Raw genomic sequence first — 25,187 nt, 5'->3', positions numbered from 1 at the left:
CGTGGACGCTATCCCTTCTGCCAGTAGTAGAGAAGCTGCTGGTGGATCTTGGCGAGCGGCTTCTCGAAAACGTCCGGGACCAGGATCGTCGCGCCGTCGACCGTCACTGCCAGTCCGTGCGGGGTGCGGGCCAGCGCGAACGGGCGGACGCTGAGCATCTCGATCTTGCGGACTTCATCCCAGCGGAGCTTTCCGGAGATCTCGCCGTGGACCATCGCAAGGCCGCGGGGGGTGATGATGAGGCCGGAGAGGGGAGCGAGCTTCTGCAGCCGCTTCTCCGGCGTCGAGGCAAAGGTCGCCAGGACCACGATGCTGCTGACGGCGAAGCCGAGGATCCCCATCGCCATCCAGGGGGCGCCGTCACGGCCGATCATCGTGCCGCCGATGATCCAGGTGACGAACGTGAGCCCCAGGATCGCCGCGATCCCGCGAGCCCGGCTGAGCGGCGGGAAGTACGATCGTCCGGCGTAGCCCCAGACCATCTCCTCCCCGAACAGGGTGACGGCGTTGTTCCAGTGTTTCTGGAGCTTGTCCGGGACTTCGTAGAGGCCGGCGACCGGGATCCGGTCGATCAGGAACCGGTACAGTTCGCCCGCGTCGCGGCCGGCGGGGACGACGAGGTGCTCCGTCGCGGTCGAGATGTCGATCCTGCGGTTCGGGATCCGGCCCGCCGAGGAAGGGGTCACGTAGCCGATCTTGATCGACTGGATGTCGGCGTACGGAATCAGCCGCTCCTCGGCCGTCTCGTAGAGGCCGTCCTCCTGAACTTCGATCGTCATGCGCCGCCCGAGGGGTCGGAGGGAGCGGAGGAAGAAGAGGCCCGGCAGGACCGCGGCCAGTCCCCAGTGTGGATTGCGTTCGAGGACCGCGGGAGCGACGAGGACCAGCGTCAGCAGCCCCCAGAAGGCCGGAACGAGCGGCGATTGCCTCCCGACCCGATAGATGCGACCGATCATTTCCACGCGTCCCACAGACTGACGACAAGATTGTGAACGAAGTGCAGCAGGATCGGGAGTGCGATCCCGCCGCTGTACAGCCGGGCGTATCCCAGGAGCGCGCCGACCAGGATCAGAACGGGAACGCTCAGGAACGCGCCGACGTGGGCGAGCCCGAACATGACGGCGATCACCCACACCGTTCCATGCGGCCCCATGTGATCGCGGAACGTCTTCCAAGCGAGGCCGCGGAAGAACCATTCTTCGATGAGGGCCGGCTGGATACAGACCGTCGCGAAGGCCCAGGCGATCATGCGGGGATCCTGCTGGTCGATCGGCAGGTCCTGGGTGGCGATGCCGAACCCCTCGAACCAGCGGTGGTAGCCCAGGTTGATGGCGAGCGCCGCGGCGAGTGCGGGCCAGGCGCCGACCCACGCGAGCAGCGGCCGCCGGGAATCGCGCGGCGACGCGATGTTCCACAGCATCATGGCGGCGAGGAAGACGAGGACGGTGTCGACCGCTTCGAGGATCGAGATCCACGTGAGCTGGCTCGCGACGCCGAAGTCTCCGTGTCCGCCGGCGGCCGCGATCACGGCGAACAGGACCGACTGCAGCAGGAGGGCGGCAAACGTCCACATCACGACGGCGAAGGGGCGGAGATCGCTCGGCCGGGCGTCGGGCGCGGCGGACGCCGTGCCCCCGGGGCGCGGATGGGATTGCGAAGTCGCCGTGGCGTCGGGATTACGGGCGCCGCAGGTGGGGCAGCGGGGGGCGGCCGAATCGTGGGGCTTGCGGCAGCGGCCGCATTCGCGGGTCGTCGTTTCCGCCGGCGGCAGGGCGGGGTCGAGGAGCGAGGGGAGCGGCGCCGCGCCGCTGAAGGCGTGTCCGTTCCCGTCCCACGGCATCTCACCGGTGGCCCGATCCGTCATAGGACGACCGCCTCGCGCTGGTAGGCGATGGCGGCCTGAACCGCCCGCACGAGAGCCATCACGATGATGATCTTGATGACGATGTTGTTGGCGAGCATCACGGGGTTCATCGCGGCCGAGATGGCCCAGCCGGCGACGTACAGGATGAGAGCCAGGATGGTGCAGGCGACCGGCGCCGCGTAGATGAAGGCCCCGAGGATGAAGTAGGTGAAGCCGACCCCTGCGAACCCGAAGCCCGTCATCTTGAGCGCAGCGTCCTGAGTCCCCAGGGCCATGGCCAGGTTGGCGACGAAGGTGATCCCCCCGATGACGAACATCGTCGTCCGGGCGGTGCGGAGATGTTGTTTGCGGCCGGACTGGGCGAGACTTCCCAGCCCGTCGTCTTCTTCGGCTTCCACGTCCGGCATGATGCGGGCCTGCGGCACAAGAGAGTCGTGGTTTCGGCCATGCTGACCGGGGGGCTTGCCGGTGTCAAACCGGTGTGCAGAGCGGCTTTGAAATCATGTCGGGAATTCACAATGTCGTTGCCGGCACGACGCCCGTAGCTCAAACCCAACGTGCGACGGCAGCCGGGGTCAAGGGGGTCTCACCCCCTTGCCGCCGGAGGCATTTTCGTTGAGGAACCGTGGTGAGCAACGGACGTCCCCTTTGTAGTACCGGCGTAGAGGACTCGACCGCTCGCCCTGGAATCCCAGCGTGTTGGTGGGGGGGCATACGGCACGGTGTCCGCGCTTGGACACGATCTCCTTCAGACATCTCTCGACGGCCAGGCCTCCGGCGGGCAAAGGGGCGTTGCCCCTCTGCACTCCCCACCAGGGTGCCCCTGGACCCGGTGTAGGGACGCGGCCAATCGGTTGGCTCTCCGCAAAGCCGCTTACCGCTTCATCGTCTCGACCGTCGGCCGGCGAAAGAGCCGATAGAAAATGCCGTCGATCCCGAACCACGTTCCCGTCGGGAAAGCCGCGATCGCCAGCAGCGCCAGAACCTCAATCAGGTTCTTGTTGACGACAAAACTATGCTCCGGTCCAGGAGCCTGCGGAACACCGGGCCACGGCGGCATCACGAGGTAGAACGAAAGAACCATCACCGCCCCGGCGAGGGCCGCCAGACGCGTTCCCAGCCCGAGGATCAGCAGCGGCCCGAGAATCAGAAGCCCCCACATCGCCTGCATACTGGCCCGATAGCCGGGGGTGTTCTCCGGCGGAACGGCGCCGCGAGCAATCTGGTTGCCGCTGAGGAGCTTCGTCGCCTCGAGCTTCAGTTCCGTCTCCATCGCCCGGATCGGGCCGACGAGCTTGGCCCGCTTCTCCGCCACGAGCTTGCCAAGCCGCTCGGCGTGATCGAGCTGGAAGTCGATCTTCGCCTGCTTGAGCGCCTTGTCGTACTGGGCGAGCGTGTCCTTGTACTCCTGAATCTCGCCGTAGCGGACGATGTCGTTCCGTCCCTCATCCCCCTGCGGCGGGCCGTACTGGAGGTCGCGGGTCTTGGGGTCCCACACGACGCCGACCCGGTCCGGGTCGACCGCCAGCGAGCCCTTCAGCTTCTGCCGGAAGGTGAGCGTGTTGGCCTGCTTGCGGACCGCCTCCATGTTGGCCAGGAAGTCGGTGATCTCCTTCGGAACGGGGATCGGGTTCTTGTCCGTGTCGCGCTGGACTTCGCCCCACTCGTTCACGATGGCGTAGGACTTGCCCCCCTGGTCCTGAACGCCGAGAGACTTCTCGAGCTGGACCATCTCCAGCGGCGTGATCGGTCCGGTGACGATGATCTTGCTGCCCTCGATCTTGGCGACCGGGGGGAGAGCCTTGGGATCGAAGCCGGCGGGGAGCGCGCCGATCGCCCGTTCGAACTGCGCCGGAGGATCGAGGAGGGCCCGGAGACGGCCCTGCTGTTGTTCGTTGAGTCCGTAGTGCTGCGTGAACCGTCCGGCCCAGCGGTCCCACTTGTCGCTCATCGCCTGGTAGTTGAGCCAGCCGAGGTCATCCGGATCGCCGGTCATGGCGCGGAACGTGTCGCGGAAGGGGCCCTGGGCGGTCTTGAGGTAGCCGTCTGCGGTCCAGGGGGTGTTGGAGCGGAGCGTGTTGTACTTCCAGAGTCCTTCGTACAGGAACTGCCATCCGATCGAGATCCGGAGGATCACGAGGAACAGGACGCCCAGGATGGAAACACGCTTCAGGTCGTTCACAACACGATCTTTCGGACGAGGTGCTGTCAGCGGTCAGCCGTCAGCGTTCAGCGGTTGGTCCAATGTCGGCGGGATCGATGACGCGGTTTACCAGGCGCTTTCGTCGATCTCGCCCGCTCCGAAGAACAGGGCATCGTCCGGGATATTGCAGACGACCGGTTCGAGGGTGCGTCCCTGGGCGGGCGGCGGAATGAGCAGCGCGCCGAGGGACCTGTGAGTATCGCAATACTCCCGGGCCTTTTCGAGTCCCAAGGCGTAGAAGGCGGTGGAGACGGCGTCCGCCTCTTCGGCGGTGGGAGCTAGGACGGTCACGGAGAGGAGTTTGTCGGCGGGCCAGCCGGTGCGGGGGTCGAGGATGTGGCCGTACCGCTTCCCGTCGTGCCGGAAGTACTGGATGTTCGAGCCGCTGGTCGCCATTCCCTGGTTCCGGAGCAGGACGGTGGCGTACCGCTGGTCGGTGAAGAGGGGGTTCCGGATGCCGACGGGCCAGCCTCCCTGGCCGTTGTGGTCTCCCCGGGCGTAGAGGCTGCTGAAGCCGCCGTGGACGAGGAAGTCGTCGAGGCCCGCGTCCCGGAGTTCTTCGGTGATGCGGTCGATGGCGTAGCCCTTGCCGATCGCTCCGAGGTCGAAGCGGACTCCTGGTTGCTGGAAGGCGAGGGTCCGCGTTTCGGTGTCGAAGGTGACGAGCCGGTCCATGCCGGTGCGGGTGAGGGCGCCGTCGATTTCGGCCTGGGTGGGGATGCGGCCTTCGTTTCGACAGCGGCGCCAGAGGAGGATCAGTTCGCCGGAGGTGGGGTCGAAGGCGCCGGCGGTTTCGCGGTGGAAGGCGAGTGCGCGTTCGAAGAGGTGGAAGAGGCGTTCTTCGACGGCTTGGGGGGCGGAGGCGGCTTGCTGGTTGAGGAGGGAGACTTCGCTGTCGTCGCGGTAGACGGTGAGTTGTTGTTCGAGGATGTGGACGAGGTCGAGGGCGTGGGAGGCCGCCATGACCGTTTGGGGGAGGACCGGGTTGAGGACGACGCACCAGGGGCAGGCCATGGCGCGGGTTTCGAGGCGGATGGTGGCGCCGGCCTCGGGTGGGGAGCGGTGGGTGAGGTGGTCGGCGAGTTGGTTTCCGGCGTGTTCGACTTGTCGGAGTGCGGAGCGTCCGGTGAGGAATTCGCGGCGGGAGGAGGCGGGGTCGGTCATGGTGGGATTGTAGCGGTCGGGTGTCACGGCATGCGCCAGCCCACCGGGGTCCAGGGGGCCACCCCTGGTGGGGAGTGCAGAGGGGGCCTGTGTTGTTTTCTTTGGCCCCTTGCCCGCCGGAGGCCCGTCGTCCCTCCGCGTCCGTCAGCCATCCTCGATCCCAAACGGATTGTCCTGACGACTCTCATTCGCAACGGCCGGCCTGGTGAAGCTGGCGGCCCACTCAGTACCGTCGTTGGCCTTCTCAAAATCGAGCGCAAAGCGTTGAGGAACGGAACGAAGAACGACGTATTCCCTCTGCACCTCCGCGACGTTCAGCGAAGGCCGCTTTGCCTGGAAGATGACGGCCGGAATCAGCGTCATCAGCACAATGGCGAGTGCCAGGTAGGGATTGATCCCGATGACGAAGACTGCCGCGATCACCGCTCCAGCCGCAACGATTCCAAGGGACTTGGAGAAGCGCCGCATCCGGTCCGCTTGCTCCCAATGTGCCGCACACAGAGGCAACAGCTTCGACCAGGAGACGGTTGCCTCCTTGGTCATGGCGTAGCCGTAGAGCGGAGATAGAACGACGACGAACATCCCGAAGTAAGAACCGAACGTCTTCTTGTGGAACTCGAACGTAAAGGACTTGTTGGAGTCACCACCACAGAGGACGCAGCAGGCGGGAGTCGTCGACCCCTTGAAGATCTTCACTGTCGCTGTGGCGCGCTCGTCGTCCGAGGAAGGCTTCGACATTGGTATTGCCCTGAAGAAGAGAGAAGCGGACTCGTCCCGGCCGCGAAGAACGAGAGATGAGGCCCGTGAATCGATTGGCCGACATCAACGGCAACATTGTGTCGGGGGAAGTGGCACGGATCAATCTCTCGCTTTGCGTCGCTGGTTTCCCCAAGCGGACGTCCATTGTGTCCCACGGTTCCTCATGGAAGTGCCTCCGGCGGCAAGGGGTCGAAACCCCTTGACCCCAGGCGGCCGTCGCACGTTGGGTTCGAGCGAACAGAGTCGTGCCGGCCAGGGCAAGGTTCGAGCGATCGGAGGAAGCATCTCCTCTCGCTTCCGGTTAAACTCGTGCCAGCGCCTCGGACCCTCGTCCTCACCACCGAGCCCCGCATGCCCCACCCCCGCCCCGCCTCCGGCAGCATCCACCGCCGCAACTTCCTCGCCGACGCTGGCATGGGATTCACCGGCCTCGCCCTCGGCGCACTTCTCGCCCAGGACGGCATCACCCGCGCCAACGAAATCGCCCCCTGGCAGCCCCCCGACGGCTTCCCCCACTTCGCCCCCCGCGCCAAAAGCGTCGTCTGGCTCTTCATGAACGGCGGCGTCTCCCACATGGAGTCGTTCGACCCCAAGCCGGAACTCACCAAGTACGCCGGCAAGTCCATCAGCGAAACCCCCTACGCCGACGCCCAGAACCCCGAGAAGCTCAAGCTCGCCCGCGTCACGGTCATCAACGACGCCAACGGCCAGCAACGCAACAAGCTCTACCCCCTCCAGGTCGGCTACCGCAAATACGGCGAAGCCGGCATCGAACTGAGCGACTGGGTCCCCCACATGGGGAGCTGCGTCGACGACCTCGCCATCGTCCGCTCCATGTGGACCACCGACGACAACCACGGCGCCCAGACCCAGTTCCACTCCGGCCGCCACATGCTCGACGGCGAGTTCCCCACCCTCGGCGCGTGGGTCCACTACGGCCTCGGCTCCCTCAACGACAACCTCCCGCAATTCCTCTCCATGGGGAGCCGCGAATACTGGAACGCCAAAGACGGCCACTACCTCGGCCCCGCCCACGACGCCGTCCCGATCCGCGTCGATCCGAAGAACCCGCTCGACTACGGAAAGTCCGCCCGCGGCCTCAGCTCAGAAGAACAGCGGATCGGCTTCGATCTCGTCGGCAACCTCAACCGCCTCAAGGGAGTCGAGTACCCGGACGACCCCGCCCTCGCCGCGCGGATCAAGGCGTACGAACTCGCCTTCCGGATGCAGACCTCGGTTCCGGATGCCCTCGGCTTCGAACAGGAGACGCAGGAGACCCAGGCCCTCTACGGCCTCGACGATCCCGCGACGAAGGACTTCGGGATGCAGATGCTCGCGACCCGCCGTTTCATCGAGCGCGGCGTGCGGTTCATCCAGGTCCAGCACGGCGCCGGCGGCGCCGGGGTGTGGGACGCGCACGGCGGACTCAAGGCGAACCACGAGAAGAATTTTCGCGCCGTCGACAAGCCGATCGCCGGACTCCTCAAGGACCTCAAGCAGCGCGGCCTCCTCGACTCGACTCTGGTCCTCTTCGCGAGCGAGTTCGGACGCACGCCGGGGACGCAGGGCTCCGATGGCCGCGACCATCACATCTTCGGCTTCTCGGTCTGGATGGCCGGCGGCGGGATCAAGGGAGGAACGGTCCACGGCGTGACGGACGAGATCGGCTTCCACGCCGTCGAGAACCGTCACTACGTGACCGACATCCACGCCACGATTCTCAAACAGCTCGGCCTCGACTCCCGAAGGCTCGAGATCCCGGGCCGGAAGCGGCTCGATATCGACCACGGCAAGCCGATCCACGAAATCCTCGCCTGAGCCTCCGCGATCATCCCCCTGTCGAGTCGACGGAGTCTTCGTGAAGCGGCCTGGGTTTCGCGTTCGAGAAAGCGGAACACCGACTGTCCAACAGAAGTTTCACCAGGACCTGCGCCGTTTGATCGCGAATGCGAAAAGTTCGCACAGACAGCCGGATCGTCGAACCTGACGAAATCTCCATGCCGCCGGACAGAATCCCGTCCGCGAAATGCCCGTTCGTCCCGATTCGGAATGCCTTCGATCCGGATCGCCCGATTCTTCGGAGCCGATTTCGAACACCGCGCAGGAAAAAGCCCGCCGTCGGGAACAGGAGGAGAGGCGGGCCAGCACTCGCGTCCGCTCGACCGACGTCGGGCATGCACACATCATGACGTCTCAGCCGGAACCGAATACGTACTTCCGGCAAAATTGTCCGCCGAGTACAATATAGTGGATAAGCGGGAATCGATGCGGGTGCGTGACGGTCTGCGGGGGCCGTGCTCAGGCGGGAAGGGGTAGCTCATGTCCATGAGCGAGTTTCAGGAATACCGGGAGTTCAAGGAGTTCGAAGCGTATATCGCATCGGTCCGGGACGCTGAGGTTCGGTTTACCATCCCCAAACTGGAAAAGCCGATCTGGCAGATCCGGCACACCTTCCTCGACGGACTGCACCTTCAGTATGCCTATGAGGGTGGCGGGAACATCGCGGAAGGGGGAGTCGATCCGAGCGGCTGCCTCGTCTTTGTCCCGCTCTCCCGGATCGAGGTGCGGGCCAACGGCGGCGTGATGAACCGGGGAGACATCTTCATCGGAGCGCCGAGATCCGACTTCCGGCTCTCCTGCGAAGAGGCCCACGAGTGGTTCTCCCTCTTCGTTCCGAGCGAGTTCCTCTCCGATGAATCGGACCAGAGCCTTCCCGGCCTGCCGAAGAACGCCTCCGCGACGATGCTGCATGCCGGCGAGCCGCTCGTCGACAAGCTCCGCGACCTTGCCAAGGGCCTCAATCGATCGAGCGAGCAGGACGCGCAGGTCATGGACCACGTCGCCTCCCGGGTCGACCTCCGCGACCAGTTCGTCGCCGCGATCCGCGAGATCCTCGGCTGCCCTCCTCCGACCATAACCGTCACGGCCGGACGTCCCGCCGTCGAGCGGGACACAATCATCCGCTCCGCGCTCAGCGTCCTGGATCCGACCTCCGACGTCGCCCCTTCGGTGGACCGGCTTGCCCAGGCGGCGGACGTCTCGGAGCGGACCTTGCGGACGGTCTTCGGCGAAGTCTACGGCGTCCCCCCGGCCCGCTACATCCGCCTCAGGCGATTGCACGAGACGCGGAAGATCCTGAGGCAGCTCGGCCCGGAAGGGGGCTCGGTGACCGAGATCGCCGCCCGCTTCGGCTTCTGGGACTTCGGGCGGTTCGCCAAGGAGTACCGGCAGGTCTTCGGCGAGCTGCCGTCGGAAACGCTCAGGAAGGACGGCAAGCCCGTCGGCCGTCCGGTGCGCACCCGCAACGGGTGATCCGCTTCGATCGCTCCGCAGACGGCGACCCGCGCGGGATTACCGGCCCTTGCGGCGGAAGAACGCTTCCATCTTGCTCCGCTGCCGCTGGAGACGGCTGAAGAGGTGTGCGTAGCGTCGCGGGGCCTCGTCGGCGACCGCCGCGGCTTCGACCTCCGCCTCGACCTGCTCGACCGGCGCTGTCTGCGTCGCCATCCACGCGGAGGGCATCGGCAGCGTCACGCGGTCGACCGGATCGGCGGCCGGGACGGTGTCGACGACCGCCTCCTCCAGGAAGGCGTGGACCGGCATCAGCTCCGGCTCCGCCTCGGGCTCGTCGTCCGGCTCCACGACGTCGTAGGCCGGCGGCTCCGAAATGCTGATCGCCTCCAGGACCTCGGCCCGCATCGACTGAAGCAGGGCGTGCAGGTTCTCTTCGATCGAGAGCTCGCCGTGCGGCAGCGTCACTTCGCCGCTCCCGTCATAGGAGAGAACCTCCGCCGCGGCCGGCGGAGGGACCTCCACGTAGGCCGCGCGGCCGACTTCGGCGTTGCGGTCCAGCAGGGCGTAGCGGTCCTCGACCAGGACTTCTTCGTACGGGATCTGGTACATGGCGGTCTCATCCGCGGCCTGGGTCGACGGGGAAGGTTCGGTCTCGTATACGCCGGCGGCGCCCGGCTCCGTGGTCTCTTCCGACAACGGCCATTCGAACCGCGGCGCGGGCTCGTAGACGGCTTCCGGCTCGGCTGAGGTCGGCTGGGCGCTGGCGGTCTCGCCTCTCCAGGCGGCGTCGCCCGCGGATGAGGGCTCTCCGCCCCACTCGAAGACCGCGGCCTCGCCGCTCCCCTCGTCCGAAGATGCGTCGGCCACCGGTTCGACCGGCAGCGTCGCATCGCTCTCCGGCAGGAACGGGAGCTCGGAGTCGGCGAAGGGGAGATCGATCATGTCGACAGATTCCGAAAGGGAGAGCGGTTCGTTCCAGTGGAGCGGAAGTTCCCGCAGGTCGATCAGGGCGTTCTGAACGGTCCCCTGCGACACGGGGAGCTGTTCTTCCGCATATCCGATCAGGAGGGCGTGGTCGGCGAGCTGGCTGATCCGCCGCGGATTGCCGTCCGCGGCATGGACCACGAGCGACAGGGCCCCGGGCGTAAAGAGCCCCTCGATCTCCGCGCCGGCCCAGGCCAGCCGGTAACGCAGGTACTCCGCCGATTCGTCCGCACGCAGCGGTTCGAGCGTGGCGTGACAGCCGACCCGCTGGTTGAACGCGCTGAGCGGTGGCTCGGAGAGGGTTTCCTCGAGGGGGATCTGTCCGCTCACGACGATGCGGATCAGCGCCTCCCCGTCGACCTCGTAGTCGGCCAGGGTCCGCAGTTCTTCGAGGAACCGGGCGGCAAGCAGATGGGCCTCGTCGAGCAGGACGACGAGCGGCCGGGCATCCGTGGAGTCGGCACCGGGGCGGATCGATTCAAAGATCCGCAGGCGGGCCTCCTGTTCGGAGAGCCCGATGTACGACTGGCCGATCTCGAACAGGATCGCCTGGAGCAGGGCCCGGCGCGACGGAAAGCGGGCGTTGCGAAGGTGAGCGATGCGGAAGTCGCCGGCGAGTTTGCGGCTGAGCTGCTGGCAGAGGACGGTCTTGCCCGCGCCGGCGGGAGCGGTCAGGACCGCGATCCCCTGCTGGCGGCGGACGCAGGCTTCCAGGTCGTGCAGGACCTGGGCCATGTGCGGAACCGGCACGAAGCACTCCGGCTGGGGGACCGGCGAGAAGGGCCGGTGCCGCATTCCGTAGAAAGCCTCGTACACTGCGATCCCTCCATGGAACGACGACCGGTGGCGCGGTCGACCGTATGGAGAAGATCGAACGTGCCGGTTGTAGGACTCCAGCGGAAAGCGGGGAACGGCAGCATTCGCCGGTGACGCGGGGGCCTGTGGAGGGCTCCGAGGGAGGTGGAGCCTTAGGGAGGGCGAGGCTCCCGCCGAGCCGCAGCGGTGGGAAACCGCCTCGATCGCTTTTGCACCCCAGCCTGAGGGTGAGCCGTCGTCGCCGGGACCGTTCCTCCAGGGAAGGGGACTGAAGGTCGAGGCGACAATGAGAACGCGTCTGTGAACCTGCGCGGCTCAGCAGGAGCTTCGCCCTCCCGGATCCCGATGATCCGCTTTCCCCAGCCGAGAGAGACAAGCGACTGTCCAGACACACACGCGGGTGTGGTCCTGAGTGAGCGGAAGGAGACGGCCTTACATGACGACCAGGTTGTCGCGATGGATGACTTCCGGCTCGACCGATTCGCCGAGCAGCGCCTGGACCTCGGCGATCTTCTTCCCCGCGATCTGCTGCAACGTCGGAGAGTCGTAATGCGTCAGGCCGCGGGCGACTTCCTGTCCCTCGGGATTGAGGAGCGAGACGCGGTCCCCCTTCGAGAAATTGCCGGCGACGCTCCGGATCCCGATCGCCAGGAGCGACTTGCCGTTCTGCTGGACCGCCTTGGTGGCCCCTTCGTCCAGATGGAGCTGGCCCGACGGATTCACCGTGTAGCCGATCCACCGCTTCCAGGCGGGGAGCGGCGCGCGGGAGGCGAGGAACAGGGTTCCGACTTCCTGGCCGTCGAGGATCTTGTCGAGGATCCGGGGGTCGGTCCCGTTGGCGATGATGGCGTTCTCGCCGGCGGTGGTCGCCATCCGCATCGATTCGAGTTTGGTCGCCATGCCGCCGGTCCCGCGCGAGCTCTTGGTCGAGGCAGCCAGCCGCCGCAGCGCCTCGTCCCAGCGTTCGACGAGCGGGATGACCTGGGAGCCCGGTTCGTCCGGGGGGCCGTCGTACAGGCCGTTGATGACGGAGAGGATGATGAGCAGCGGGCGCTCGACGAGGTTGGTGACCATGGCGGCGAGGCGGTCGTTGTCGCCGAACTTGATCTCGTCGATGCTGACGGTGTCGTTCTCGTTGATGATCGGGATGACGTCGTACTCGAACAGCGCGTTGAGCGTGTTCTTCATATTGAGATACCGCGTCCGGCGGCGGAAATCGTTCGCCGTCAGCAGGATCTGCGAGGCGTGCAGGCCGTGCTTCTGGAGCGCCTCGTCGTAGGCTCCGATAAGATGCGCCTGTCCGACTGAAGCGGCAGCCTGAAGATGCGGAAGGTCTTTGGGGCGTTCTTCGAGGCCCAGGAGGCCGATCCCGGCGCCGATCGCTCCGCTGGAGACGACGACGACGCGGCGGCCGGTCTTCCGCCAGCGGACGACCTGTTCGGCGATCCCGGCGATGCGGTCGGTGTCGAGGGTGTCGTCGGCCTTGGAGAGGGCGTTGGTGCCGATCTTGATGACGACGGTCCGGGCGGCGTCGAGGACGGATCGGCGAATCGCGGCGGACATGGGGCGGACCGGAAAAGTTGGACGGTGGGCGGATTCCGGCGGAATGGTAGTGAGTTTTAGCGGAGAGCGAAGAGGGAGCGGGGCGACGTGCCGCTTCACCCTCTGCTCAAGTGGTGTGTCCTTGCCACCACGACGTGGCCCGCTCAAACCCATTGCGCCACACGGCGGGGGGCCAGGGGGGCTACCCCCGCTCGCCGGAGGCACTCTTCACTCCGGACCGTGGGACACAGTCGAAGCCGAGCCCGGGCTGGCGTACGACGGCTCAGGACGGTACGCGGGGGAGCTCAAGAAAGCGGACTTGCTCGTCATAAGGAACCGCCCCGTCGACCAGTCGGACGTCCCAGCAGCGAGGCTGTTCGTCGACGGTCATCACGACCTGGGCCGGGCAGGGGGGAAGATCCAGCGGGGTCGTCGGGACAACATAGCCAGGACCGATCTTCGAGAGCGGAAATGTCTGCCCCAGCGCGTGCAACGATAGACTGACCCGCGAAGAATAGTTGCTGGAGGCCGTGCCGTTCATGTCTGTCATTCGATCACAAACCGTCGAACGTGCCAAGCGGTACTGCACCGACCGCGGTTTGATGATGGAGAAGCGTCTTGGTTTCGGGGCTCAGGGAGAAGTGCAATCCACCAACCGTCAATCCGCCGTGAAGGCGTTTGATCGGATTGAGCACTATCTCCGCGAACGCGACGTTTACTTTCGCTTCCGTGACCGTGGGTTCCACGCCGCCGCCGGCTTCAACGTTCCCCGACTGATCGACTACGACGACGAATTGTGGGTTGTCGAAATGGAGATCGTTCGGCCCCCCTTTGTCGTCGACTTCGCCGGAGCCTATCTGGACCATCCTCCGCCATTCTCCGACGAGGACTGGCAGGAATGGGAGACGGAGAGGATCGAGCTCTTCGGCGACGACTGGGATCAGGTCAAGCTGGTAATGGCGTCCTTTCGCCGGATCAAGGTCTATCTGAACGACGTCAAGCCGGGAAATGTCACCGTTCGGTAGAGGTGCTTCAGCGACGTCCCGATGTTTGACGGCCATCGACTGGGACGTACCGAAACAGATCTCAGCCAACCGTCAAACGCTCACCAGCGGTCCCGTCGCCGTGTACTCCCCGTAGTAGACGTTCTCATCGACGATGTTCGAAAACTCCCGCTGGATGCGGATGAACTCGTCTTCGGACTCCAGGAAGGCGTGAACGACGTCCGGGTCGAAGTGGCTTCCGCAATCCTTCTCGATCAGGGCCTTCGCCTTGTCATGGCCAAAGGCATCCTTGTAGACCCGCTTGCTCGTCAGCGCATCGTAGACGTCCGCCAGAGCGACGATCCGGGCGCAGAGCGGGATGTCTTCCCCCGAGAGTCCTTCAGGATAGCCCGTGCCGTCCCACCGCTCGTGATGGTGCGCGGCGATGTTCCGGGCCATCCGCAGGAAACGGGCCTCCGGAAACCGGTCCAGCGCGGCATCGAGCGTCTGCGCTCCGAAGAGCGTGTGCTTCTTCATGACCTCGAACTCGGCCCGCGTCAGCTTCCCCGGCTTCAGCAGCACCGAGTCCGGAATGCCGACCTTGCCGATGTCGTGCAGCGGACTCGTCTGATACACGAGCCGAATGAACTCCGCGTCGATCTGCCCCTGGAACTTGGAGTTCCGCGACATCCGCTGCGACAGGACGCGGGAGTACCGCTGGACCCGCTCCAGGTGTTGTCCGGTCTCGGGATCGCGGGACTCCGCCAGCCGGGCGAGCGAGAAGATCAGCATCTCGCGGGTTTCGAGGGCCAGGACCCGCTCGCCGGCCCGCAGCCGCACGAGGAGCTCCTGCGGATGGAAGGGCTTCGAGACGAAGTCATCCGCGCCCGCTGACATCCCTTCGACGATCGCCGACGCGCCGCGGTGGCTCGTCAGGACGATGACGTAGACGTACCCGTTCACGTCGGTGGACCGGATCTGGCGGCACAGGTCGATGCCGTTGAGCCGCGGCATGTCCCAGTCGGTGATGACGAGCCGGAAGTTCTGCTCCCGGATCGCGTCGAGGGCATCCACGCCATTGTCCACGGCGTGGACTTCGTATCCCGCCCGGCGGAGCAGGTGCTCCAGGAGGTCGCGGGAAATTTCATCGTCGTCGGCAATCAGGACATTCATGGTCGAGAGTTGAGCGTTGAGGGGATGAGCGTTTCGGGTTGGGGAAGACGGCCGAGGCGCTGGCAGTCCTTCAACTCTGTGGCAGTTCGTCGAGGTGTTTCAGGGGCGAGCCTGCGGGACGATCCCGCGGGGCGTCAGGTCAGGCTCGATGCGGCGAAGGACCGGGTGGCGGCGAGGGACGTCTCGCCTGCGGAACGGGCCGTCAGCCAGTTCGGCTCGGAAGTCGTCGCGGCGAACCACTCCTCGCAGATCCGCTGCTCCTCGCGGAGCTGGGCGACGTACCAGGCCGGGTTGCCGGCGTCGTGCCGCTTGGACCACTGTTCCAGCTCCGCGGCGGCGGCGCTGATCCGGGCCGCTCCGACGCTGGCGGAGGCCCCCTTGAGGGCGTGAGCCAGCGGACCGCAGGTGGCGTGGTGGCAATTCATGGCCGCCTCGCAGATCGCGTCGATCGATGTCGGCATCCGCTGCCGGAACTTTTCGAGGATCTTGCGGGCGAAGGTTTCGTTGCCGGAGCACCGCTGCAGCAGGTCGTCGAGCAGGATCGCCGGGGCGACCGGCTCCGGGATGCCCTCGAAGGTCTCCTGCAGGACCGACTCATCGGCGGCGGAGAGCGTCGGGAGCGTGCTGAGCACGGCCGCGGCCGGCTGTTCGATGCGGGCCGCCGCGCTGACGGCCGTCAGGTCGTTCAGGACGCCGAGGAGCTGGTCGACCACGATCGGCTTCGAGACGAACGCCCCCATGCCGGCCGCGAGGCAGCGGTCGCGGTCGCCGGTACTGGCGTTGGCTGTGAGGGCGATGATCGGCAGCGGGCGGCAGGCCTGGACCGACAGGCTTCCGTCCTGCTCGAGCCGGCGGATCTCCCGCGTCGCTTCGAGGCCGTCGAGGATCGGCATCTGGCAGTCCATCAGGACGGCGTCGTACCGCGTGCGGAGGACGGCGTCGACCGCCGCCTGGCCGTCATCCGCCACGTCGACGTCCCATCCGGCGTTCTGCAGGATCTGGACGGCGACGAGCTGGTTGATGTCGTTGTCTTCCGCCAGGAGCAGCTTCCCGCGGTGGACGGGGGAAGGGGTCAGGTCGTGGCGGGGGGAGGCGCCGGGGCGGTCCTGGCGGCGCGACTCCGGATTGAGCGTCGAGATGATCGTGTCGAACAGCCGCGATTCGCGGACCGGCTTGCTGATGCAGGCGGCCAGACCGGCCTGCTCGCGGATCTCCCGCGAGAGGGGATTGTCGGCGGAGGTGAGCATCAGGAGCGGGACGCGGCCGAGCCCCGCCTCGCGGCGGATGGCGCGGGCCACCTTCTCGCCGTCCATCCCCGGCATCTGGTGGTCGAGGATCACGAGGCGGTACGGGTCCCCTTCGACCTGTCCCTGCCGGAGCTCAGCCAGGACTTTCGTGGGATCGCTGAGCAGCGTGGGACGGAACGTCCACTGCGTGAGCTGGTCGTGCAGGATCGTCAGGTTCGTGACGTTGTCGTCGACCGCCAGGACGCGGAGCCGCGCCAGGTTGGCCGGGACGGTCAGCCGCGGCCGCTCAGAGTCGGCGGCCGCCCGCAGCGGGATCCGGAACCAGAAGGTCGAACCGCTTCCCGGCTCGCTGTCGACTTCGATGCAGCCCCCCATCAGTTCCGCGAGCTGCCGGCAGATGGCGAGCCCCAGCCCCGTCCCGCCGTACTTGCGGGTCGTCGAGGCGTCCGCCTGCATGAAGGGGGAGAAGAGCCGCTCCTTCTGGGGGGGAGTCAGGCCGATGCCGGTGTCCCGGACCGAGAAGCGGATCTCGCCGCTCTCTTCGCGGGAGACCTGAATGCTGACTTCGCCCCGCTCGGTGAACTTGAGGGCGTTGTTGACGAGGTTGATGAGCATCTGCCGGATCCGCTCCGGGTCTCCCTGGGCGAGCCGGGGGACTTCCGGGAGGACGTGGGCGGTCAGCTCGATCCCCTTGTCCTGGGCCTTGTGGCCGAACATCTCGATGACGTCGTCCACGAGGGTCTGGACGTCGAACTCGACCGACTCCAGCTCCAGCTTCCCCGCCTCGATCTTGGAGAAGTCGAGGAGCTGGTTGATGAGGCCGAGGAGGACGTCCGCCGAGGTGCGGGCGATCTGGACGTGGTGCTGCTGCCGCCCGTCAAGCGGCGAGGAGCGGAGGAGCTCGAGCATCCCGATCACACCGTTGAGCGGCGTCCGGATCTCGTGGCTCATGCGGGCCAGGAAGGTCGACTTGGCCTGGTTGGCGGCGTCAGCCGTCTCCTTCTGGCGGCGGAAGTCGTCGAGCTGCTTCCGCTCGGTGATGTCGACGACGGTCCCCTCGTAGCGGACGATCTGATCTCCGGCGTCGCGGATGGCGCGGGCGTTCTCGGAGATCCAGATGACGGAGCCGTCGCGGCGATAGACCTCGGACTCGAAGCCGGTCACGACGTCGGACTGGGTCAGGCGGCGGGCGAACTCATGCCGCCGATCGGGATCGACGTAGAGCTGCCGTTCGATGTTCCCGATGCTGCCGATCAGCTCGGACGGAGAGTTGTAGCCGTAGATGCGGGCCAGGGCGGGATTGGCGGAGAGGTAGCGGCCGTCGGGGGTGGTCTGGAAGATTCCCTCGACGCTGTTCTCGAAGATGCTGCGGTAGCGGGCTTCCGCTTCGCGGAGGGCGGACGAGGCGGCTTCGCGGGCGGCGATCTCGGCGTCGATGATCTGCAGGATGTGGCTGTAGTCGCCCGTCGGTTCGGACGGGTTCTTCTGTGCGGCGATGGAGGTCCACTGCGGCGGGGCCGCGGAGGCGGGGGCCGGCGACTGCCGCTCGAGGAGGGCGTCGACATGGCCGAAGAGCCGGCGGACCTGCCGCGCGGCGGATTGGAGGAGCGGCTGCAGGACCGCCACGAAGGCGGCACAGATCAGGACGGACCACCAGTCGATCGACGTGACGTTGAAGGTCATGGGGATCACCGCTCGTAGTGTGAGCTGCCGGAGGCGACGGCGGCCCACCACAAAGGAACCGGCCGTCGTCGGACCGCCGGATCGTGTGCTCGCGGCCAAGCGCCACCGCGAGAGGTTGGACACTGTGACCCTACGACGCGCGCACAAATGTGCCGGAGCGAAATGATGCAAAACGACAACGCCGGACATCCGGCGAGATGACGTTTCGCAACGTGCCGGCCGTAGCGGTTGTGACGGCGAACGGCGACCTTCGCGCTTCCGGGACTTCCCGGAGGGGGCCCGCGGGGCGGGAGCCCGTGCCGGCGTCGGCCCATCCGAAGCGGTGCCTGATGCGGAAAAAAAAGAACGCGGCCCGGAGGGTCGCGTTCGGAGGGAGAGTCGGAGATCGGCGGACGGTTTCAGTCGTCCGAGTTCATGATGGCCGTCAGGCGGAGGACGTACCAGAAGAGGGTCGTCAGCGAGCTGAAGAGCATCAGGGCGGCGGCGACGTGCATGTTCGTCGGGAAGGTCCGCATCACGTCGGAGGTTTCGTAGAGGATGAAGCCGCTCATGAGGACGATCATCGCCACGACGAACCAGGTTCCGAGGGTGATGGGGGTGAAGATCGAGAGGACCATCACGCCGATGGCGGCCCACATGGCGACCGTCAGGATTCCGCGGAGGAACGAGAAGTCTGTCTTCGTCAGGAAGACGACGATTGTCAGGCCGCCGAAGATCGTGATCGTGAGGGCGACCGCCTGGGTGAGGACTTCGCCGCCGTTGCGCATCATGGTGATGTACATCATGAGCGGGGTGAAGAAGACCGCTTCGGCGATGGCGTAGAGGCCGAGTCCGCAGTACTGGAGGCCGACGTTCGTCTGGCGGCGGGCCATGGACTGGGCGACCCAGCTGATGGCCATGAAGCCGATGAGGATGGCCCACCAGCCGCCGCCGAAGAAGAGCCGGGCGATCGGCGTGCTGATCTCAGGCGTGGAGACGAAGACCCACAGCATTCCGGCGAAGAGGGCGGTGGCGCCGAAGACGTGAAGGTAGGTTTTCTGGATGAAGGAGACGCGTTCCGACAGGGCGGCGTCGGCGGCGAAGACGTCTTCCTGTTCCCAGTGTTCAGTCGACAAGTTCATCAGCCCACCTCAAAAGCGGTTACAGAAAGGGGGATCACGGCCAAGCGCAACGGAGAAATTGTGCCATTGGATCAGGGAAAAAATTAGGTCGGACTGTTGCTGGGTCGCGCCATGGCGCCGCAAATCCACCGGGTCCAGGGGCACCCTGGTGGGGGATGCAGAGGGGCCCGTGTTGTTTTCTTGGCCCTTTGCCCGCCGGAGGCCTGGCCGTCGAGAGATGTCTGAAGGAGAGCGTGTCCAAACGCGGACACCGTACCGGATGCCCCCACATCAACCCGCGGGGATTGCGAAGCGAGCCGGGAGTCCTCAACGCCGGCTCCCCCAAAGCGGTCGCCCGTTGTTTACCACGGTTCCTCACAGGAGTGCCTCCGGCGGCAAGGGGGCCTGTGTTGTTTTTTGGCCCCTTGACCCCAACTGCCGTGGCACGTTGGGTTTGAGCTATGTGAACTGCACCGGCAAGGACGCGGCTTGAGCGGCCATTCCCCCAATCGCTGCCTTTTCCCCACAATCTGCCACCTCCCCGTTTTCACCGTGACAGCTCCGGCAGTTTCTGCCACACTTCCACTTCACGAACACGGAGGTTCTCGTGCAGGTTTCGATTCGCAAGCGGCTCGGCGTTTTGCTGGGGCTGACGATCGTGATGCTCGCTGTCTTCAGCGTCACGGGGACCCTCAGCGTCCGATGCATGCGGCGACTCGTCGCCGAACTCGACGCCAGCATCCGCTCCGCACCCCACCGCGAGACCCTCCTCGCGTCGATCGGCTCCTTCACCAGCCTGCTCGTCAGCTTCCCCGAAGAAGGAGGCGACGAGCGACTCACCGAGTGGGCCAACGTGCACGCCGCGGAACTCAACCGCCGCGTCGACGAGCTGCGACTGGAGTCCGACCGCTTCCGCTCCCGCGTCAAGGAAACCGTCGTCCGCCAGAACCTCTCCAGCGTCGAAGAGGCCGCGCTCGCCGGATATCTCCAGGAGATCGAAAAGAAGGTCCGTTACATCGGCGAAGCGATTCCCTATCTCAGCGAGGCGGGCAAGCAGAGAGAACAGCTCCGCTGGCTGTTCCAGCTCACGTCCAAGCTCACGGAACTGGTGAGCAAGGCGGACGACCCTTCCGCCAAGCTCATTCCCAAGCTCGAAGAGGCCAAGGAAGACTACCAGTTCCAGATCTGGGTCGTGATCGGCACGGCCGTCGTCGGCGCCGGCGTCACCGCCTGGATGTTCTACGCCATGCGGCGTTGGATCATGCAGCCGATCCGCCAGCTCAAAAACGGGGCCCAGATCGTCGCCCGCGGCGACTACCAGTACCGCCTCTGCCTGCGCACGGGGGACGAACTCGCCGAACTGGCCGACACCTTCAACACCATGACCGCCCGCTTCCAGGCGGAAGTCGCCAACCGCGACAAGCTCGTCCGCGAACAGACGCAGCAGCTCCTCCAGTCGGAGCGGCTGGCGGGCGTCGGCTTCCTGGCCTCTGGCGTCGCCCATGAAATCAACAACCCGCTGAGCGCCATTACGGCCTGCACGGGGATCATCCACGACCGCTTCCAGAGTCCTCCGGCGGAGTGGTCCGCGACCGACATCGCCGAGTGCAAGGAGTACCTGGAGCTGATCCACCAGGAGTCGCAGCGGTGCCAGGCGATCACGCGGAAGATGCTCGACTTCGCCCACGGCAGCAACGATGAGCGGAACCTCTACGATGTCACCGCCATCGTGCAGGACGTCGTCAGCATGGTGAAGCATCTGGGCGAGTTCCACGACCGCAAGATCACGATCAACCGCACGACCCCCTGTGAAGCCTGGATCAACGGCCAGGAGATCAAGCAGGTGATCCTGAACCTCGTGGCGAACGCCCTCCAGGCGACCGGCGCGAAGGGGACGGTCCAGATCCAGATCCACGAACATCCCGAGCAGATCGAGATCGACGTCGTCGACGACGGCTGCGGGATGACGCCGGAGATCATTCAGCACATTTTTGACCCCTTCTTCACGACGAAGGACGTCGGCAAGGGGACCGGGATGGGGCTTTCGATCAGCCGCAAGCTCCTCCAGTCGCATGGCGGGACGCTCGACGCGACGAGCGAGGGACTGGGCAAGGGAAGCACGTTCCACATCCGGATGCCGATCCGTCCTGCGGCGAGCCACGCCCGGGCGGCGTGAGGAGAGGCGGAAGGGGTTCAGACGGAAGGCGGAAGGTAGAGAAATGCGAGGAGGACGATGCCTCGGTTTCTCTCGACCTTCCGCCTCAAGCCTTCAGCCTGAATCCCTCCCTCTGCAATTTTTGCCGGTCGCTCGTATCCCCCGAACAAACCGCGACAAGCCGTATTGACCCCCATCGGCAGGGGAGCATAAGTTCCCGCCGCACGGTTGAGGCAAACGCCTCAGCCAGACGAGAAAGCCCAACGGCTGACTCCTTCACTGCACGGATCGCTCGACTCTCCCCCCCCGTTGAGCGTGAGTGCGGAGTAGGTTTCTCATCGCCCCCGGAAATAGCTTGAGTCCTCTGCCCCCCTGGGATTCGCTGTTTCCGGGTTTTTCTTTTTCCACGCTGGAAATTACCTAGCCGACACGACTGCGAAAGTGCCATCGCGCTACGCTGGCGCTACACCGTCCCGGCTTCGATGGTCGAGCTGTCAACTGTCCGAATCTCTCTGGCTCGAACTACGTCCTCGCCGGCGCGAGGCCCATAGCGCACCCCCAATGTGCCACGGCAGGCTGGGGTTAAGGGGCCAAGAAACAACACAGGCCCCATTGCCGCCGGAGGCACTTCGATGAGGAACCGTGGTGAGCAACGGACGTCCCCTTTGTGGGATCCGCGTTGAGGACTCCTCGCTCGCTTCGTACTCCCCGCGGGTTGAGGTGGGGGCATACGGCACGTCGTCCGCGTTTGGACACTCTCTCCTTCAGACATCTCTCGACGGCCAGGCCTCCGGCGGGCAAGAGGGCGTTGCCCCCTTGCATCCCCCACCAGGGTGCCCCTGGACCCGGTAAGACGGCGACGTTGGGTTCAGCGCCGGTTTTGAACACCGGGCCGGAAATCACTTGTCCATGCGTTTGACATAGAACGTCGTCAGCACCGCCTTCAGCCCCGGCGTCTCATCAGGCGAAAGCGTGTCATCCTTCCACTCCTTGTCGCCACGGAAACGCACCGTCACCTCCCGGCTGTCGTCGATCTTCGCCAGGAGACCATGCAGCGCGAGGTTCTCCGACACATCCACCAGCGCCGAGTCCCACGGATCGTCCGACAGCGTCGGCAGCATGTCATCCTCCCGCACCGGAACCGCAACCGTCTCCCCATCGATCGCCACCTCGATCGTCTCGATCCGCACAATGCGTCCCGCCACCCCGCGCTTCCGGGCACTCAGCAGCAGCAGCGACGTCCCGTTGCCATCCGTCAGGATCCGCAGCGAGAGCGCATCGACCTTGTCACGGGCCTCGGTGATCTTGTTCTCCGACACCCGGTCCTGCCCAGTCCGCACGCGGGACCGGGCCGCCTCCGCATTGGACTGCACCGTCACCGTCGCCCGCTCGGAGACAAGGCTGTACTTGTTCTCCCGCACCTTCTTGAACTTCTGAACGCCGAACAGCTCCATCTGACCGATCTCGGCTTTCTCCAGCCACTCGGCCACCGCATCCCCCTTCGCCGGAGTCTTTCCAATCGTCTTGATCACGAAGTGATTCTGGTACGGCGCATCCCCGGTGATCGAGAAGTGGCCGCGGACCAGAATGGCGTTCGCCGGAATCGTGGCGCCGGTCACCGACTCCCGGTCCACGATCACGAACGGCGCGGCGGTCCCCTGCGGATCGAGCGCCTTCAGGACGTCATTGGCCGTGACCTTCGACGGCGACGCAGCCTCCTGCCCGACCGCCACCGTTCCCCACGACCCCACACCGGCGACGGCCAGCAACACCGCGAGCCCCACTCCGATTGCCCGCAGCGACGTGCACAAGACGCTCATTCCTCAGCCCTCTCCATCAGCGAAACTCTCCGGACGCGTCTTTCGGCCCGTCGTCCTCTTCCACTGTCCCCGCCCCGTCCCGCTCCGTCAACGCCGCGATGTGAAGACTCGCGTTAAGTCTTCGCGTCTGAATTGTCGGTGGCGCATTCGCCGGGACTGGGAGGACGAAGCTCCTGCTGAGCCGCACAGGCTCCTCACCGCCTCCAATCGACCGCATCCGCCACCGCCGCGGCTCGGCTGGAGCCTCGCCCTCCCGATCGCCGATTTGGGGGCACACGCGATCACTTCGTGAGGGCATGAAACGTCCCATCCCAGTCCGCCGCGGGGGGATGCTTCAGCAATTCTTCACATCGACTTTGCAACCGAAGCGTTGGAGGGTCGCCGGGATGACGCTTCAGCAGTTCCACCCCGCGCTGAATCGCCTCCGCGAACTTTCGGGCGCGGTACAGGTCGAGAACGCTCTCAAACTCTCCAGCCAGCTCGATCGCATTGTGAGGCGGCGCATTCGACAGGCCGAGCAGCTCATAGATCGGCGTCGCGACGCTCTTCCCCTTTACCGAGACCCAGTCGAGCGGCCGGGCGATGATGTGGTTCCCCGCCATCGTCCGCGTCGACTCCGAGAGAAGGATCGTCGTCCCGTACTCCTTGTTGAGGCCTTCGAGTCGGCTCGCCAGGTTCACCGCGTCGCCGATCGCCGTGTAACTCAGCCTCGTGTCGCTGCCGATGTTCCCGACGACGACATCGCCGGTGTTGATCCCGTAGCGGGCCCGGAACTCCGGCAGACCGCGGCGCTGCCACTCGGGCCGATGCTCCGCAAGCGCCGCTTCGACCACAAGCGCCGCCCGGCAGGCGGCCAGGGCGTGGTTTTCCATCGCGACCGGCGCGCCCCAGATCGCCATCACGGCATCGCCGATGAACTTGTCGACCGTCCCCTCCTCCAGCGCGACGCCGTCGCTGACGACCGACAGGTACTCCCGCAGGTGGCCGACGAGTTCCTCGGGCGACATCCCCTCGGCGACGCTCGTGAAGCTGACGATGTCGCTGAAGAGAGTGGTAACGCACCGCTTCTCACCGCCGAAGGCCGCCTCCTGCCGCGAGGCGACAAGGCTCCGCACGACATCGGCCGGAACGAACTTCCGGAAGGACCGGAGGCTCGTCTTCATGTCGCCGGTCGCGTTCGACAGCCGGTCGACCTCCAGCACCACGGATTGCGGGAGCGGTCGTTCCGCCAGGTCGAACCGACCGACCGCCTCGGTCTCGGCGGCGAGCTGTTCCAGCGGACGGGCGATCTGCGTCGAAAGATAGATTCCGAACAGGACCACGATCGCCACGCTCCCGACCGCCAGGATCGCGCTGATGGCCGTGATCTCGTCGACGTGGGCAAAGACATCTTTCTCCGGCAGGACGATCACGATCTGCCACGGGGGAAAGCCGGCCCCCTTGATCCGCCGCGCCAGGCCGACGTGCCGGACTCCGTTCTCCTCGAACCGCAGCGAGGTCCCGAGGCCCGGCGACCCGACCCCTGGACCGGCCTCCCGGATGGCATGGACGACCAGCTGATCGGGGGACTCTTCGACGGGAATCAGCGACGGGACGCCGTCGGGAGTCAGGCGTGTCAGCTTGGCGTGGTCCGGGTGGGCGATGACGGCCCGCGATCCGTCGTCCCGCAGCTCGACGACAAAGGCATACCCGGACTGCCCCACCCGCAGCGTCTTGAGAAATCCGCTGAGCTGCCGGACCGAGAAGTCGGCCGAGACGACGCCGGTGAGCTGCCCTTCGGCATCGCGGATCGGCTCCGCGTAGGTGACCCCCATCTCGCTTTCGTTCCCCTTGAGCCCGAGGAAGAGGTAGCAGTCGGCCCAGGCGGGACCATCCAGGCTCTTCGTCAGCGCGTACCAGGGGCGGCGGCGGATGTCATAGGAGGCGTTCTCCTGGACCTGATAGGGGGTCTGCGGAAAGTCCTTGATCTCGAATTCCCGCAGCCGCTGGCGACCTTCCTCGACGTCGAGCTGCCAGACGCCGAGCGAGTTGTTGAGCCGCGAGACTCCGACGCACGACCCGTCCGCCTCCCGGGCGAGGAACAGTCCGGTCAGCTCGTCGCGGACGCCCAGCACCTGGGACCAGAACGGAACGAGCGCCGCCGCGTTGCCGCCGGCGTGCGTGCCGGACTCGATGAGCGCCCGCGTCAGGCGGACCTCTTCGACCGCTTCGTTGAGGACCCGCTCGATTTCTTCGTCGACCCGGAACGAGGTCTGTAGGAGGAGCTGATGGCCGAGGTCTTCGCCAGTGAACCGGACCGCCCAGTAGCCCGCCAGTCCAAGCGCCGCCACGACCGGCAGCAGGACCGCCAGGAAGAGCGTGAGCTGAGTCGTCCGGAACCGGAACTTCATCGGACCTGTC

18 protein-coding genes are annotated in these 25,187 nt (G+C 65.9%); 4 read left to right on the top strand and 14 right to left on the bottom strand.

Annotation, left to right across the window (positions count from 1 at the left end):
- Positions 1–8 precede the first annotated feature (8 nt).
- From VT03_RS12820 to VT03_RS12795, 6 genes are all read right to left on the bottom strand, one after another.
- A complete protein-coding gene (locus VT03_RS12820; protein WP_075093339.1) occupies positions 9–956 on the bottom strand; it encodes a hypothetical protein in 948 nt (315 codons plus the stop codon).
- A complete protein-coding gene (locus tag VT03_RS12815) occupies positions 953–1,864 on the bottom strand; it encodes a CPBP family intramembrane glutamic endopeptidase (RefSeq protein WP_075093338.1) in 912 nt (303 codons plus the stop codon). The genes VT03_RS12820 and VT03_RS12815 overlap by 4 nt, the downstream gene beginning before the upstream one ends.
- Positions 1,861–2,271: a hypothetical protein gene (locus VT03_RS12810; RefSeq protein WP_156514460.1), complete on the bottom strand. Its 411-nt coding sequence runs from the start codon at positions 2,269–2,271 to the stop codon at positions 1,861–1,863. Before VT03_RS12810 ends, VT03_RS12815 begins: the two co-directional genes overlap by 4 nt.
- Before the next feature lie 467 nt (positions 2,272–2,738).
- Complete coding sequence (locus tag VT03_RS12805) at positions 2,739–4,046, bottom strand: DoxX family membrane protein (RefSeq protein WP_082846170.1); 1,308 nt, start codon at positions 4,044–4,046, stop codon at positions 2,739–2,741.
- An 87-nt stretch (positions 4,047–4,133) separates the two neighbouring features.
- Positions 4,134–5,231 (bottom strand): FAD:protein FMN transferase, encoded by a 1,098-nt coding sequence (locus VT03_RS12800; protein WP_075093335.1) that lies wholly within the window; start codon positions 5,229–5,231, stop codon positions 4,134–4,136.
- Positions 5,232–5,375: 144 nt separating this feature from the next.
- Positions 5,376–5,969, bottom strand: a complete 594-nt coding sequence (locus VT03_RS12795; RefSeq protein ID WP_075093334.1) for a hypothetical protein — start codon at positions 5,967–5,969, stop codon at positions 5,376–5,378.
- Between the two features lie 372 nt (positions 5,970–6,341).
- On the opposite strand from VT03_RS12795, the gene VT03_RS12790 reads away from it, so the two are divergent.
- On the top strand, positions 6,342–7,808 hold the full coding sequence (locus VT03_RS12790) for a DUF1501 domain-containing protein (protein WP_075093333.1): 1,467 nt from the start codon (positions 6,342–6,344) through the stop codon (positions 7,806–7,808).
- Positions 7,809–8,315: 507 nt separating this feature from the next.
- Positions 8,316–9,302 (top strand): helix-turn-helix domain-containing protein, encoded by a 987-nt coding sequence (locus VT03_RS12785; protein WP_197489318.1) that lies wholly within the window; start codon positions 8,316–8,318, stop codon positions 9,300–9,302.
- 39 nt (positions 9,303–9,341) lie between these two features.
- Here VT03_RS12785 and VT03_RS12780 read toward each other — a convergent pair whose 3' ends face one another.
- From VT03_RS12780 to VT03_RS12770, 3 genes are all read right to left on the bottom strand, one after another.
- The gene (locus tag VT03_RS12780) at positions 9,342–11,084 is read right to left on the bottom strand and encodes an ExeA family protein (RefSeq protein WP_075093331.1); all 1,743 of its coding nucleotides are present in this window, start codon (positions 11,082–11,084) and stop codon (positions 9,342–9,344) included.
- A gap of 432 nt (positions 11,085–11,516) precedes the next feature.
- Positions 11,517–12,647, bottom strand: a complete 1,131-nt coding sequence (proB, locus tag VT03_RS12775) for a glutamate 5-kinase (RefSeq protein WP_075093330.1) — start codon at positions 12,645–12,647, stop codon at positions 11,517–11,519.
- A 262-nt stretch (positions 12,648–12,909) separates the two neighbouring features.
- Positions 12,910–13,167: a hypothetical protein gene (locus VT03_RS12770; protein ID WP_075093329.1), complete on the bottom strand. Its 258-nt coding sequence runs from the start codon at positions 13,165–13,167 to the stop codon at positions 12,910–12,912.
- Here VT03_RS12770 and VT03_RS12765 point away from each other — a divergent pair.
- Positions 13,166–13,651, top strand: a complete 486-nt coding sequence (locus tag VT03_RS12765; protein ID WP_156514459.1) for a hypothetical protein — start codon at positions 13,166–13,168, stop codon at positions 13,649–13,651. The genes VT03_RS12770 and VT03_RS12765 overlap by 2 nt on opposite strands.
- Positions 13,652–13,723: 72 nt before the next feature.
- Here the strand turns inward: VT03_RS12765 and VT03_RS12760 are convergent, their stop codons facing one another.
- The 3 genes from VT03_RS12760 to VT03_RS12750 all read right to left on the bottom strand — a co-directional run bounded on the left by VT03_RS12760 (position 13,724) and on the right by VT03_RS12750 (position 18,833).
- Positions 13,724–14,782, bottom strand: coding sequence for an HD-GYP domain-containing protein (locus tag VT03_RS12760; protein WP_075093327.1), 1,059 nt, complete (start codon positions 14,780–14,782; stop codon positions 13,724–13,726).
- Between the two features lie 134 nt (positions 14,783–14,916).
- A complete protein-coding gene (locus VT03_RS12755) occupies positions 14,917–17,712 on the bottom strand; it encodes a PAS domain-containing hybrid sensor histidine kinase/response regulator (protein WP_075093326.1) in 2,796 nt (931 codons plus the stop codon).
- Between the two features lie 398 nt (positions 17,713–18,110).
- Positions 18,111–18,833: a Bax inhibitor-1 family protein gene (locus tag VT03_RS12750; RefSeq protein ID WP_075093325.1), complete on the bottom strand. Its 723-nt coding sequence runs from the start codon at positions 18,831–18,833 to the stop codon at positions 18,111–18,113.
- Between the two features lie 586 nt (positions 18,834–19,419).
- Here VT03_RS12750 and VT03_RS12745 point away from each other — a divergent pair.
- Positions 19,420–20,988, top strand: coding sequence for an ATP-binding protein (locus VT03_RS12745; RefSeq protein ID WP_075093324.1), 1,569 nt, complete (start codon positions 19,420–19,422; stop codon positions 20,986–20,988).
- A gap of 878 nt (positions 20,989–21,866) precedes the next feature.
- Here VT03_RS12745 and VT03_RS12740 read toward each other — a convergent pair.
- Both VT03_RS12740 and VT03_RS12735 read right to left on the bottom strand, forming a co-directional pair.
- Positions 21,867–22,787: a hypothetical protein gene (locus tag VT03_RS12740; RefSeq protein ID WP_075093323.1), complete on the bottom strand. Its 921-nt coding sequence runs from the start codon at positions 22,785–22,787 to the stop codon at positions 21,867–21,869.
- A gap of 281 nt (positions 22,788–23,068) precedes the next feature.
- A complete protein-coding gene (locus VT03_RS12735; protein ID WP_075093322.1) occupies positions 23,069–25,177 on the bottom strand; it encodes an adenylate/guanylate cyclase domain-containing protein in 2,109 nt (702 codons plus the stop codon).
- Positions 25,178–25,187: the final 10 nt, after the last annotated feature.

Source organism: Planctomyces sp. SH-PL14 (assembly GCF_001610835.1).
Lineage (GTDB): Bacteria > Planctomycetota > Planctomycetia > Planctomycetales > Planctomycetaceae > Planctomyces_A.
This window is presented reverse-complemented; position numbering and strand designations above follow the sequence as displayed.

Coding starts and splice junctions, on each gene's coding strand:
- VT03_RS12820 (WP_075093339.1), bottom strand. CDS start 956: ATGATCGGTCGCATCTATCGGGTCGGGAGGCAATCGCCGCTCGTTCCG.
- VT03_RS12815 (WP_075093338.1), bottom strand. CDS start 1,864: ATGACGGATCGGGCCACCGGTGAGATGCCGTGGGACGGGAACGGACAC.
- VT03_RS12810 (WP_156514460.1), bottom strand. CDS start 2,271: ATGCCGGACGTGGAAGCCGAAGAAGACGACGGGCTGGGAAGTCTCGCC.
- VT03_RS12800 (WP_075093335.1), bottom strand. CDS start 5,231: ATGACCGACCCCGCCTCCTCCCGCCGCGAATTCCTCACCGGACGCTCC.
- VT03_RS12795 (WP_075093334.1), bottom strand. CDS start 5,969: ATGTCGAAGCCTTCCTCGGACGACGAGCGCGCCACAGCGACAGTGAAG.
- VT03_RS12790 (WP_075093333.1), top strand. CDS start 6,342: ATGCCCCACCCCCGCCCCGCCTCCGGCAGCATCCACCGCCGCAACTTC.
- VT03_RS12785 (WP_197489318.1), top strand. CDS start 8,316: ATGAGCGAGTTTCAGGAATACCGGGAGTTCAAGGAGTTCGAAGCGTAT.
- proB (WP_075093330.1), bottom strand. CDS start 12,647: ATGTCCGCCGCGATTCGCCGATCCGTCCTCGACGCCGCCCGGACCGTC.
- VT03_RS12765 (WP_156514459.1), top strand. CDS start 13,166: ATGTCTGTCATTCGATCACAAACCGTCGAACGTGCCAAGCGGTACTGC.
- VT03_RS12770 (WP_075093329.1), bottom strand. CDS start 13,167: ATGAACGGCACGGCCTCCAGCAACTATTCTTCGCGGGTCAGTCTATCG.
- VT03_RS12760 (WP_075093327.1), bottom strand. CDS start 14,782: ATGAATGTCCTGATTGCCGACGACGATGAAATTTCCCGCGACCTCCTG.
- VT03_RS12755 (WP_075093326.1), bottom strand. CDS start 17,712: ATGACCTTCAACGTCACGTCGATCGACTGGTGGTCCGTCCTGATCTGT.
- VT03_RS12750 (WP_075093325.1), bottom strand. CDS start 18,833: ATGAACTTGTCGACTGAACACTGGGAACAGGAAGACGTCTTCGCCGCC.
- VT03_RS12740 (WP_075093323.1), bottom strand. CDS start 22,787: ATGAGCGTCTTGTGCACGTCGCTGCGGGCAATCGGAGTGGGGCTCGCG.
- VT03_RS12735 (WP_075093322.1), bottom strand. CDS start 25,177: ATGAAGTTCCGGTTCCGGACGACTCAGCTCACGCTCTTCCTGGCGGTC.